The organism is Mycobacterium sp. 1423905.2, from assembly GCF_001673155.1.
In the GTDB taxonomy this organism is placed as follows: domain Bacteria; phylum Actinomycetota; class Actinomycetes; order Mycobacteriales; family Mycobacteriaceae; genus Mycobacterium.
This window is the reverse complement of record NZ_LZLE01000161.1, coordinates 1-11,656: the sequence shown is the minus strand read 5'-3', so window position 1 is coordinate 11,656 and position 11,656 is coordinate 1. Positions and strand designations below refer to the sequence as shown.

Here is an 11,656-nt window from a genome sequence, read left to right as displayed (position 1 = left end):
TGTTCGACATGGTGGTGGCCGGCCGCAAAGTCGACGGTGACGTGGCGATCATGATGGTCGAAGCCGAGGCCACCGAGCACGTCATCGACCTGGTCGACGGCGGCGCGCAGGCGCCGACCGAAGGTGTGGTTGCCGAGGGTCTGGAGGCGGCCAAGCCGTTCATCGCCGCGCTGTGCACCGCGCAGGAGGAGCTGGCCGAGGCGGCCGCGAAGCCGACCGGTGAGTTCCCGGTGTTCCCGGACTACGGCGACGACGTCTACTACTCGGTGGCCTCGGCTTCGACCATCATGATCGCCACGTCACCGTCGACTTTGCGGCCGGCCACCACCATGTCGAACACGGCGCGCTCGAGCTGCTCGACGGTCGGGAAGGCGACCCAGGCGCCGTCGATCAGTGCCACCCGGACCCCGCCGATGGGGCCGGAGAAGGGCAGGCCGCCGAGCTGGGTGGAGGCCGACGCGGCGTTGATCGCCAACACGTCGTACAGGTCGTTGGGGTCCAAGCTCAACACGGTCACCACGACCTGGATCTCGTTGCGCAGGCCGTCGACGAAGGACGGACGCAGCGGGCGGTCGATGAGCCGGCAGGTCAGGATGGCGTCGGTGGACGGGCGGCCCTCCCGACGGAAGAACGAACCGGGGATGCGGCCGGCGGCATACATCCGCTCCTCGACGTCGACCGTCAACGGGAAGAAGTCGAAGTGGTCCTTGGGGTTCTTGCTGGCGGTCGTCGCCGACAGCAGCATGTTGTCGTCGTCCAGGTAGGCGACGACGGCTCCGGCGGCCTGCAAGGCCAGCCGGCCGGTCTCGAAACGGACGGTGCGGGTGCCGAAGCTCCCGTTGTCAATGGTGGCGGTCGCCTCGAACACGCCTTCTTCGATTTCAGCTACAGACATGACGTCCGTGCGGCCCTCTCTGGGATATGTGGCTGTTTCGCGTGGTCACGCAAAACCCAGAGGGTTCGCAGCAGCGCTCACGGGCTCAAATGAGCCTGCGAGCCGGCTTGCGAGAGCTTCCCTGTAGAGCTTGAGCCTGGATGCGGCTACGGCCGTCGATCGAAGCGGCCGACCTGCCCCAGATCCGGGGAGCCCGGCAGCCACTACCGAAGACCGCCCGATACAGGCCGGGGCGCTCCCGTCGTGACTCGCTGGAACGGCACGCGCGGATCTGCGCGGACCGCACCATTTGCTGGGCCGAACCGACCCATAACGCCCTCACTCTACACGGGCGGTTCGGCGGTCCAGACCAGACGGCTAGCTTCGCGGCCCGGCGCCGACGTCCTCGACGCACACGGCGAATCGCCGCTGGGAGTAGGCGTAGCCGAGGCCGCTGGCGCACTGGTCGACGCTGACCGGCGGGTCGAGGTCTTGGAGAATCTGGGTGGCTCGCTGCCGGTGCGGCACCGAAGCGTCGTTGCAGTCAACCCGAACCGGGTCGGCCCGATGCTGGGGGTCGACGCTCATGCAGCCACCGACCACCCAATCGATGTCCAGGCACAAGGTGCTGGTCGACCCGTCCATCGCGTTGCGAGTCGAGTAGAACGAATCGACGTCGGCCGGGCAGGCCGAGCGGTCGGCGGCCGTGGCGACCACCTTGAAATTAGACTCCGGACTGCCGCAGGCCACCTGCGCGGCCTGCGGGTCCTCGGCCGTGCCGCCCAGCTTCAGACAGTCACCGACCTTCACGTCGGCCAAGTCGGGCGTGTGGCTACTCCAGGATGCGCATCCGGCGCACCCCACCAGCCCCCCGGCCACCAGGCACGGGATGAGCAGGGCGCGCATGGCGGCCGCGAGTCAGCGACGCAGACCCAGCCGTTCGACCAGGGAGCGGTACCGCGCCACATCGATCTGCGCGACGTACTTGAGCAGCCGGCGGCGGCGACCCACCAGCAGCAGCAGACCGCGACGCGAGTGGTGGTCATGCTTGTGCACCTTCAGGTGCTCGGTGAGGTCGGCGATCCGCTTGGTCAGCAGGGCGACCTGGGCCTCCGGGGATCCGGTGTCGGTGTCATGCAGGCCGTAGGTGCCCAGGATTTCCTTTTTTTGCTCGGCAGTCAGCGCCACGAAAATATCTCCATCAATTGGTCCGCGATCAGTGATTTCCCGGCGCGGCCACCGCGAACCGCAGCACGCGCCGATGTCGTGGGGCAGTTTAGCAGCGGATCGAGGTGCGCCCCGAATCGTCAGTCCTTGAGCAGCGCCCGGGTGCGCTCGGTGTCGACGCCCATCTCGGTGATCAGGTCGGGCACCGAGTCGAACTTCTTCTGGCCGCGGATGCGCGCGACGAAGTCCAGCGCCACATGTTGGCCGTAGAGATCGGCGGCGGTGTCGAGTACGAAGGCCTCGACGGTGCGGGTGCGGCCGGAGAAAGTCGGGTTGGTGCCCACGGACACCGCGGCCTGGTAGCGGTCGCCGGGGACTACGGTGCCGGTGACCGGTCCGTGGCCGAGCACGGTGAACCAGGCGGCGTAGACGCCGTCGGCCGGGATCGCTGAATACATCGGCGGTGCCACGTTGGCGGTGGGATAACCCAGCTCCAGACCGCGGCCGTGCCCGCGCACCACGACGCCCTCGACGCGGTGCGGGCGGCCCAGCGCTTCGGTGGCCGCCACCATGTCGCCGGCGTCGACGCAGGACCTGATGTACGTCGAGGAGAACGTCACCGTCTCGTTGCTGTGATGCTCGGACAGCAGCGACATCGACTCGACCGCGAATCCGAACCGCTCACCGGCGCGGCGCAGCGTCTCGACATTGCCGGCCGCCTTCTTGCCGAAGGTGAAGTTCTCGCCCACCACCACCTCGACGACGTGCAGGTTCTCCACCAGTAGCTCGTGGACGTAGCGCTCGGGAGTGAGCTTCATGAAGTCGGTGGTGAACGGCATCACCAGGAACACGTCGATGCCCAGCTCTTCGACCAGTTCGGCGCGGCGGGTCAAGGTGGTCAGCTGTGCGGGGTGGCTGCCGGGGTAGACCACTTCCATCGGGTGCGGGTCGAACGTCATCAGCACGGTGGGGACGTCGCGGGCGCGGGCGGCCTTGACCGCGTGGGCGATCAATTCGGCATGCCCGCGGTGCACACCATCGAACACCCCGATGGTGAGCACGCACCTGCCCCAATCCGTCGGGATCTCGTCCTGGCCGCGCCACCGCTGCACGCCCGCAAGCCTACGGCTCCGACCGCGCCGCCGGTGCCGGGGATACGGAGGTTTCACCTGTCTGCCGCCTCGTTGTGCTCACCGACTCGCGAGTGGCGCCGTTTGCCGGGTGCACCGCACCAGCCGGGTGGGGTGCCTAAACTTTCAGGTTGTGAGGACTGAGGAGGAGTCTGGCGGCCTGACCCCGGTCGCCCAGGACTACCTGAAGGTCATCTGGACCGCTCAGGAGTGGTCCCGCGACCGGGTCAGCACCAAGATGCTCGCCGAGAAGCTGGGCGTGTCGGCCAGCACCGCCTCGGAATCCATCCGCAAGCTCGCCGAGCAGGGGCTGGTCGATCACGAGAAGTACGGTGCGGTGACGCTGACCGAGGCGGGCCGACGCGCGGCGTTGGCGATGGTGCGCCGGCACCGGCTTTTGGAGACGTTCCTGGTCAACGAACTCGGTTACGGCTGGGACGAGGTGCACGACGAGGCCGAGGTGCTCGAGCATGCGGTGTCGGACCGCCTGGTTGCTCGCATCGACGCCAAGCTGGGCTTCCCGCGGCGCGACCCGCACGGCGACCCGATCCCGGCACCCGACGGGCAGGTGCCGACTCCGCCGGCGCGTCAGCTGTGGGCGTGCCATGACGGCGACACCGGGACGGTGGCCCGGATCTCCGATGCCGATCCGGAGATGCTGCGTTACTTCGACAGCGTCGGGATCAGTCTGGACTCGCGACTGCGCGTGGTGACCCGGCGGGAGTTCGCCGGCATGGTGTCGGTGGCGATCGAGTCTGAGGACGGCGACGCGGCCACTGTGGACTTGGGCAGCCCGGCCGCGCTGGCGATCTGGGTGGTGGGTTAGCGGCGATCGCAAGCGCGGCGAAGCCGGGCGCAGCGGGTCGCCGCCAGTTGAAGCCAGCGGCGATCGCAAGCGCGGCGAAGCCGGGCGCAGCGGGTCGCCGCCAATCGGCGCCAGCGGCGATCGCAAGCGCGGCGAAGCCGGGCGCAGCGGCGATCGCAAGCCATGAGTGCATCCGCGGTTTGCGCCGCGCCGGTAATTCTGCAGACAAAGTGCGAGTAGCGGCCTGCCAAATTGCAGGCTGGCGCGACTTCAGCCGCTCAGCAGCCCCTTGGCGATATGGGTGACCTGCACCTCGTTGCTGCCGGCGTAGATCATCAGCGACTTGGCGTCCCGCGCTAACTGTTCCACCCGGTATTCGGCCATGTAGCCGTTGCCGCCGAACAACTGCACGGCGTCCATCGCGACGTCGGTCGCGGTTTCCGAGGAGTACAGCTTGATCGCCGACGCCTCGGCCAGCGTTAGCGGCTTCCCGGCTCGTTGCCGCTCGATGGTCTGAAACACCATGTTCTGCACGTTCATTCGCGCGATTTCCATCTTGGCCAGCTTGAGTTGAATCAGCTGGAACTGCCCGATGTTCTTGCCCCACAGGGTGCGGGTCTTGGCGTAGTCCACGCACAGCCGGTGGCATTCGTTGATGATGCCCAACGCCATCATGGCGATGCCGATCCGCTCGGCGGCGAAGTTTTCGCGGGCGCTGTCGCGGCCGTCGCCGCCGGTGTGCTCGCTGCCGCCCAATAGCCGGTCCGGCGTCAGCCGCACATTGTCGAAGAACAATTCGCCGGTCGGCGAGGACATCATGCCCATCTTCTTGAACGGCTTGCCTTGGGTGAGCCCGGGCATGCCGGCGTCGAGCACGAAGACCAGCACCGGCCGGTTGCGGCGGTCCACCGTCGCGTCCCCGTCGTCGAGTTTGGCGTAGACCACCAAGACGTCGGCGTAGGGACCGTTGGTGATGAAGGTCTTCTGGCCATTGAGGATGTAGTCTTCGCCGTCTCGCTTGACGGTCGTCTTCATGCCGCCGAACGCGTCCGAGCCGGAGTCGGGTTCGGTAATCGCCCACGCCGCAATCTTTTCCAGCGTCATCAGCCCGGGTAACCACCGCTCCTTTTGGGCGAGCGTGCCGCGGCTCATGATGGTCGCCGCTCCCAAACCCAGGCTGACCGAGGCGGTGCTGAGTAATCCGATGCTCACCCTGGCGATCTCGGACACCATGACCGCGACCATCGACGCCTGCTCGCCACCACCGAAACCGCCGGAGTCGCTTGGCTTCTCCGCTGATTCACCGGCCTCTTTAGCGCGCTCCCGGTCCAGCATGTTCTTGACCGCCTCGGCCGCCATGGCGTCGAGACCGAACTGGCTGAACAGCTTTCGCGCGAACGGATAGGGCGACAGCTCACCGGTTTCCAGCTCATCGAGGTGCGGACGGATTTCTTTGTCGACGAATTGACGGACCGCGTCGCGCACCATCAGATCGGAGTCGGACCACTCGATCAAGGCGTGGCCCCTAGCGTTCGGCGCGCTGATAGGCGGTGACGACGGCGGCGCCGCCCAACCCGATGTTGTGTTGTAGTGCGGCGGTGACATCGGGTACCTGGCGCTTGTCGGCGGTGCCGCGCAGTTGCCAGGTCAGCTCCGAACACTGCGCCAACCCGGTGGCGCCCAGCGGATGTCCCTTGGAGATGAGCCCGCCCGAGGGGTTGACCACCCAGCGTCCGCCGTAAGTGGTTTGGTTGTCGTCGATCAACTTGGGCGCTTCGCCTTCGCCGCACAGGCCCAGCGCCTCGTACAGCAGCAGCTCGTTGGCCGAGAAGCAGTCGTGCAGCTCGATTACCTGGAAGTCGTCCGGGCCCAGCCCGGCCTGTTGGTAAACACGTTGCGCGGCTTGCACATTCATGTCGTAGCCAATGATGTTGCGGGCGCTGCCGTCGAACGTGGACTCGAAGTCGGTGGTCATCGCCTGCCCGACGATCTCCACGGCCTGCCCGGCAAGACCGTGGCGGGCCACGTAGTCCTCGCTGGCCAGCACCACCGCGGCCGAGCCGTCGGAGGTGGGCGAGCACTGCAGCTTGGTGAGCGGGTCGGAGATCATCTTCGCGGCCAGGATGTCGTCGAGGGTGTACTCCTCCTGGAACTGCGCGTAGGGATTGTTCACTGAGTGCTTGTGGTTCTTCAAGCCGATCTTGGCGAAGTGCTCGGCGGTGGTGCCGTACTTCTTCATGTGCTCGCGCCCGGCCGCGCCGAACATCCACGGCGCCACCGGTAGCGCGAACTCGTCCATTTCGGCCAGGGCCTTGACGTGCCTGCCCATCGGCGACTCGCGGTCCTGCAGCCCGCCGGCCAGCGCGCCGGGCTGCATCTTCTCGAAGCCCAGCGCCAGCACACAGTCGGCGATTCCGCCGCGAATGGCCTGCGCGCCGAGATAGAGCGCCGTGGAACCCGTCGAGCAGTTGTTGTTGACGTTGACGATCGGGATGCCGGTCATGCCCAGCTCGTAGAGGGCGCGCTGGCCACTGGTCGAGTCGCCCGCCACGTACCCGACGTAGCCCTGCTCGATGTCGGTGTAGTCGACGCCGGCGTCTTTGAGCGCGTTGGTGCCGGACTCCTTGGCCATCTGCGGGTAGTCCCAGCCTTCGCGGCGACCCGGCTTTTCGAACTTCGTCATCCCCACACCGACGACGAAAACTTTGTTGGCGCTCTTGCTAGGCATCGTTGCCCCTTCCAGACGGCGTGCCTTTCAGTGTGCAACTTGGTCGCGGCGAGCGCTCGACGGGGATGCGCATCGAGTGTGCGCTCACGGTTTCCATTGGGTACTGACGGCGGCGTTAAGGCGGAATTTCCGCCCTACACGCACGGTCGACGCCCTACACGCACGCTCGACGCCCTACACGCACGCTCGACGCCCTAGAGCGTCGCCGGGCGGATCACCACCACCGACTTGGTCCGCTGACCCTCGTCACGCAGCAGCGCGATCACCCGCCCTTCGACGTCGACGGCCGCGTAGACGCCGTCGAGTCCCGCCACCGGCAGGGGCCGCCCGTTGGCCACCGCCTCGGCCTCGGCGGTGGTGAGGTCGCGGCGGCCGAACATGAGCAGGCAGGCCCGGTCCAGGTTCAGGCTCAGCCGCGGCCGCTCGGCGAGCTGGTCCAACGTTTGCGCCTGGGACAGGTCGAAGCGACCGACGCGGGTGCGCCGCAACGACGTCAGGTGACCGCCCACGCCGAGCGCCGCGCCGAGATCACGGGCCAGCGCGCGGATGTAGGTTCCCGACGAACAGTCCACTTCCACGTCCAGGTCGATCAGCTCGCCGCCACGCCGGATGTCCACCACCTCGAACGAGTCGATGCGCACCGGCCGGGCTTTCAGTTCGACGGCCTGACCCGCCCTGGCCAACTCGTAGGCGCGCCGGCCGCCGACCTTGATCGCGCTCACCGCCGACGGCACCTGGCTGATGTCGCCACGCAGACCGGTCATCGCGGCGGCGATCGCCGAGTCGGTGACGTGTTGAGCCGAAACAGACTGCAGCAGCTCCCCTTCGGCGTCTTCGGTGGTCGTTGTCTGGCCCAGCCGAATGGTCGCGGCGTACGACTTGGAAGACGCCGTCAGCAACCCGAGGATCTTGGTGGCGCGCTCGATGCCGAGCACCAGCACGCCGGTCGCCATCGGATCCAGCGTGCCCGCGTGACCGACCCGCCGGGTGGAGAAGATGCGGCGACACCGCCCCACGACGTCATGGCTGGTCATACCCGCCGGCTTGTCGACAACGACGATGCCCGGGCCCGGCGGCCCGTCGCTCATAGCACGATGGCGGTCAGCACCAGATCCCGTTGCACCGACCACCGGCCGCTCAGCGTGGTCAACGGCGGACCGGTCAGCGCCGAAGGATCGATGAGGATGCGAGAGACGAACCGTCCCGTCGTCGAACTGTCGGCCTCGAAGGTGATGTGCGCGTCCTCGAAACCCAGCCACCGCTGCGTCATCGGAAACCACGCTTTGTAGGTGGCCTCCTTGGCGCAGAACAGGATTCGATCCCAGTGCAGGCCGGGCGGCATTTTCAGCGGTATCTCACCGCGCTCGGCGGGCAGGCTGATCGCCTCGAGCACGCCATTGGGCAACACGTCGTGCGGTTCGGCGTCGATGCCCAGCGATCGCACCGCGGTGTCGCGTCCCACCACCGCGCCGCGATAGCCGGTGCAGTGCGTCAAGCTGCCCACCACACCGGAAGGCCAACATGGTTCGCCCTTCTCGCCCTTGAGGATTGGCACCGGCGGCAGCCCCAGCTCGCCCAGCGCCAGGCGGGCGCAGTGGCGCACGGTGATGAATTCGTTGCGCCGCTTGGCCACCGACTTGGCGATCAGCGGTTCTTCTTCGGGCAGCGGCGTCAGCCCCGGCGGGTCGGTATACACCTCGGCGTAGGCCAAGTCGTCGTGCACCGTGTCGGGCAGCACTGCGGACACCAGCGTTGCGACGGTCATCGGTTTTGCCGCTGCTGCAATCGTTCCCGGAATTGCGTGGCCTGCTGGCGCATCTCGGGAGTGATGACGAAGTGGCCGCCGAAGTCGTTGAGATAGCCGGGCGCGTACTGGGGGTCGGGCAGTACCTGACGCAACCAGCTGAAGGGCTTGCGGCGGCGCCACTCACGCGGATAGCCCACCGACACCTCTTCGAAGCGCACGTCGTCGTACCAGGTGGTGCGCGGAATGTGCAGGTGCCCGTAGACCGAGCACACCGCGTTGTAGCGGGTGTGCCAGTCGGCGGTTTTCGTGGTGCCGCACCACAGCGAGAACTCGGGGTAGAACAACGCGTCGCAGGGCTCGCGCACCAGGGGGAAGTGGTTGACCAGCACGGTCGGCTGCATCCAGTCGAGCTCTTCGAGCCGGTCGCGGGTGGCGGCGACCCGCTCGTGGCACCAGGCGTCGCGGGTGGGGTACGGCTCGCAGGACAGCAGGAACTCGTCGGTGGCTACCACGTTGCGTTCCCGCGCGATGGCCAGCCCTTCGGCCTTGGTGGCCGCACCCGCCGGCAGGTAGGTGTAGTCGTAGAGCAGGAACATCGGCACGATGGTGGCCGGGCCGCCGCGTTCGGTCCACACCGGGAACGGGTGCTCGGGGGTGACGATGCCCATCTGGTCGCACATGTCGACCAGGTAGTCGTAGCGGTCGCGGCCGAAGATCTGCTTGGGGTCGCGGGTGGTGGTCCACAGCTCGTGGTTGCCGGGCACCCAGATGACCTTGGCGAACCGTCGCCGCAGCAGGTCCAGCGCCCAGCGGATCTCGTCGGTGCGTTCGGCCACGTCACCAGCCACGATCAGCCAGTCGTCCGGCGAGGACGGGTGCAGGGATTCGGTGACGGGCTTGTTGCCCAGGTGACCGGTGTGCAGGTCGGAGATCGCCCACAGCGTGGGCTGTCCGGCCTGCTCCTGTCGGGTCACGACTATCCACCCTAACGGCTGGGCCGCAAGCCCCCGATTGGCGCGGGGCGGCCACTGCGGTTTGCCGCCGAGTTAGAACAAGTTCTCGTTTGCCCTGTGGCGGCGCGGAAGCGACTTGTACACTCCCGGCAAAGGGACCGCCATGAGGCAGGGGGTGTCGTGTTCGCCAAGGTGCGTCTGCTCGGAGGGCTTGCCGCGCTGATCACAGCGGTGGTGGTGGGCTCGCAGAGCATCCCACCCGCACCCGCGGGCCACGGGGATGTCGATTTGCGGTCGACGGCCGCCCCGATGTCGACCACGATGAAAAGCCCCATCGTGGAGACCAGCAACCCCAGCCCGTTCGACCCGTGCAACGACATCCCGTTCGACGCGATACAGCGACTCGGTCTGGCGTTCAGCCCGCCCGAGGCCGAAGAAGGACTGCGTTGTCACTACGACGCGGGTAACTACCAGCTGGCCGTCGAACCCATCATCTGGCGCACCTACGCCCAGAGCCTTCCCCCGGACGCGGTGGAAACGACGGTGGCCGGGCATCGCGCCGCGCAGTACTGGGTGCTCAAGCCCACCCAGCGCAACAGCTACTACTACATGTCCTGCATGGTGACGTTCAAGACCAGCTACGGGGTCATTCAGCAGGCGCTGTTCTACTCGAGCATCTACTCCGAGCCCGACGTCGACTGCCCCTCGACCAACCTGCAGCGCGCCAACGACTTGGCTCCCTACTACAAGTTCTGAGCCGCGGTTTCCTAACCTGAGCGGGTGAGCAAGAGCAGGCATCGCGGCGGCGAAGCGGTCGGCGGCGCGCTGGGCAGGGCGCTGGGGCTGCGGCCGGCGACCACCGGGTACACCGTGCGGCGCGTCGAGGTGCCGATGCGCGACGGCGTGCACCTGGTGGCCGACCACTACGCTCCCGACACCGATCGACCCGCCGGAACCTTGCTGGTCCGCGGTCCCTATGGGCGCGGCTTCCCGTTTTCGCTGGTGTTTGCCCGGATCTACGCCTCCCGCGGCTATCACGTCGTCCTGCAGAGCGTGCGCGGAACATTCGGTTCCGGCGGCGCGTTCGAGCCGATGGTCAACGAGGCCGCCGACGGAGCCGACACGGTCGAGTGGCTGCGTCGCCAACCGTGGTTCACCGGTCGGTTCGGCACGGTCGGCCTGTCGTATCTGGGTTTCACCCAGTGGGCGCTGCTGGCCGATCCGCCCCCGGAACTGGCCGCGGCCGTCATCACCGTCGGCCCGCACGATTTCCGGGACTCGGTGTGGGGTACCGGATCGTTCGCCGTCAACGACTTCCTGGGCTGGAGCGATATGGTCGCCCGCCAGGAGGAACCCGGTCGCGTCCGCGCCGGCATCCGCCAGCTGCGGTCCCCACGCAAAGTGGCCCGCGCCGTCGCCGAGGTGCCGCTGGGAACCGGGGCGCGCACGCTACTCGGCGACGGTGCACCGTGGTTCGAGTCGTGGCTGGAACACACCGATCCCGACGACCCGTTCTGGGACCGACTGCGCTTCCCAGCAGCGCTGGACCGCGTCGAGGTTCCGGTGTTGCTGCTCACCGGTTGGCAGGACGTGTTCTTGGGCCAGACCTTGCAGCAGTACCAACACCTGCGCGACCGCGGCGTCAACGTCGCCCTGACCGTAGGCCCGTGGACCCACACCCAAATGCTCACCAAGGGACTGGCGGTCAGCGCGCAGGAATCGCTGGACTGGTTGGACGCCCACCTGGGCGGCGCCGCGGACCTGCGCCGGCCCAGCACCGTCCGGGTGTTCGTCACCGGCCAAGGGTGGCGGTATCTGCCGGACTGGCCACCGGCCACCGCGGCCCAAGCGTTGTACCTGCAACCCGATGGGCACCTGGGTGAAACCGCGCCGCAGGCAGCGGCGGCACCGGCTAAATTCCACTACGACCCCGACCACCCCACCCGGGTCGTCGGCGGTCCACTGCTGTCACCCAAGGGCGGCTACCGCGTCGACACCCGGCTCGCGGCGCGCGACGACGTGCTGTCCTTCACCGGCGCGACGCTCGCCCACGACGTGTTCGTCTACGGCAGCCCGGTCGTCGAGCTGACCCACTCGTCGGACAACCCCAATGTGGACGTGTTCGTCCGGGTCAGCGAGGTCGACGCGCGGGGTCGCTCCCGCAACGTCAGCGACGGCTACCGCCGCCTGGGTGACGCTCCGGAAACGGTCCGAATCGAACTCGACGCCGTCGCGCACCGGTTCCGCGCCGG

Annotated in this window: 11 protein-coding genes and 1 pseudogene; 3 read left to right on the top strand and 9 right to left on the bottom strand. The window is 67.6% G+C overall.

The window, feature by feature from the left end; translation table 11 throughout:
- Nucleotides 1-262: 262 nt before the first annotated feature.
- The 4 genes and pseudogenes from A9W95_RS09235 to A9W95_RS09220 form a co-directional block, all read right to left on the bottom strand.
- Nucleotides 263-895, bottom strand: a pseudogene (locus tag A9W95_RS09235) (polyribonucleotide nucleotidyltransferase); the annotation flags it as partial.
- Between the two features lie 357 nt (nt 896-1,252).
- The gene (locus tag A9W95_RS09230) at nt 1,253-1,780 is read right to left on the bottom strand and encodes a hypothetical protein (RefSeq protein WP_067411135.1); all 528 of its coding nucleotides are present in this window, start codon (nt 1,778-1,780) and stop codon (nt 1,253-1,255) included.
- Between the two features lie 12 nt (nt 1,781-1,792).
- On the bottom strand, nt 1,793-2,062 hold the full coding sequence (gene rpsO, locus A9W95_RS09225) for a 30S ribosomal protein S15 (protein WP_066950523.1): 270 nt from the start codon (nt 2,060-2,062) through the stop codon (nt 1,793-1,795).
- 119 nt (nt 2,063-2,181) lie between these two features.
- Complete coding sequence (locus tag A9W95_RS09220) at nt 2,182-3,153, bottom strand: bifunctional riboflavin kinase/FAD synthetase (RefSeq protein WP_067411133.1); 972 nt, start codon at nt 3,151-3,153, stop codon at nt 2,182-2,184.
- Between the two features lie 151 nt (nt 3,154-3,304).
- On the opposite strand from A9W95_RS09220, the gene mntR reads away from it, so the two are divergent.
- Nucleotides 3,305-3,997: a manganese-binding transcriptional regulator MntR gene (gene mntR, locus A9W95_RS09215; RefSeq protein ID WP_067411130.1), complete on the top strand. Its 693-nt coding sequence runs from the start codon at nt 3,305-3,307 to the stop codon at nt 3,995-3,997.
- 249 nt (nt 3,998-4,246) lie between these two features.
- Here the strand turns inward: mntR and A9W95_RS09210 are convergent, their stop codons facing one another.
- The 5 genes from A9W95_RS09210 to A9W95_RS09190 all read right to left on the bottom strand — a co-directional run bounded on the left by A9W95_RS09210 (nt 4,247) and on the right by A9W95_RS09190 (nt 9,431).
- Entirely contained in the window at nt 4,247-5,491 is a 1,245-nt protein-coding gene (locus tag A9W95_RS09210) for an acyl-CoA dehydrogenase family protein (RefSeq protein WP_067411128.1), read from the bottom strand.
- A gap of 10 nt (nt 5,492-5,501) precedes the next feature.
- Nucleotides 5,502-6,704, bottom strand: a complete 1,203-nt coding sequence (locus tag A9W95_RS09205) for a lipid-transfer protein (RefSeq protein ID WP_067411126.1) — start codon at nt 6,702-6,704, stop codon at nt 5,502-5,504.
- A 194-nt stretch (nt 6,705-6,898) separates the two neighbouring features.
- The gene (truB, locus tag A9W95_RS09200) at nt 6,899-7,792 is read right to left on the bottom strand and encodes a tRNA pseudouridine(55) synthase TruB (RefSeq protein WP_067411123.1); all 894 of its coding nucleotides are present in this window, start codon (nt 7,790-7,792) and stop codon (nt 6,899-6,901) included.
- Nucleotides 7,789-8,469, bottom strand: coding sequence for a 4'-phosphopantetheinyl transferase (locus tag A9W95_RS09195; protein ID WP_067411121.1), 681 nt, complete (start codon nt 8,467-8,469; stop codon nt 7,789-7,791). The genes truB and A9W95_RS09195 overlap by 4 nt, the downstream gene beginning before the upstream one ends.
- Nucleotides 8,466-9,431, bottom strand: coding sequence for a metallophosphoesterase (locus A9W95_RS09190; protein WP_156746089.1), 966 nt, complete (start codon nt 9,429-9,431; stop codon nt 8,466-8,468). The genes A9W95_RS09195 and A9W95_RS09190 overlap by 4 nt, the downstream gene beginning before the upstream one ends.
- 153 nt (nt 9,432-9,584) lie before the next feature.
- Here A9W95_RS09190 and A9W95_RS09185 point away from each other — a divergent pair, with 153 nt between their 5' ends.
- Entirely contained in the window at nt 9,585-10,160 is a 576-nt protein-coding gene (locus A9W95_RS09185) for a DUF3558 domain-containing protein (RefSeq protein ID WP_067411116.1), read from the top strand.
- 24 nt (nt 10,161-10,184) lie between these two features.
- Nucleotides 10,185-11,656, top strand: a 1,472-nt coding sequence (locus A9W95_RS09180; protein WP_067411113.1) for a CocE/NonD family hydrolase, incomplete at its 3' end; no start/stop codon positions are given.

Bases quoted from the DNA above. Each gene is read 5' to 3' on its own strand.
- A9W95_RS09195 (WP_067411121.1), bottom strand. From the start codon at position 8,469: ATGACCGTCGCAACGCTGGTGTCCGCAGTGCTGCCCGACACGGTGCAC.
- A9W95_RS09205 (WP_067411126.1), bottom strand. From the start codon at position 6,704: ATGCCTAGCAAGAGCGCCAACAAAGTTTTCGTCGTCGGTGTGGGGATG.
- A9W95_RS09230 (WP_067411135.1), bottom strand. From the start codon at position 1,780: ATGCGCGCCCTGCTCATCCCGTGCCTGGTGGCCGGGGGGCTGGTGGGG.
- truB (WP_067411123.1), bottom strand. From the start codon at position 7,792: ATGAGCGACGGGCCGCCGGGCCCGGGCATCGTCGTTGTCGACAAGCCG.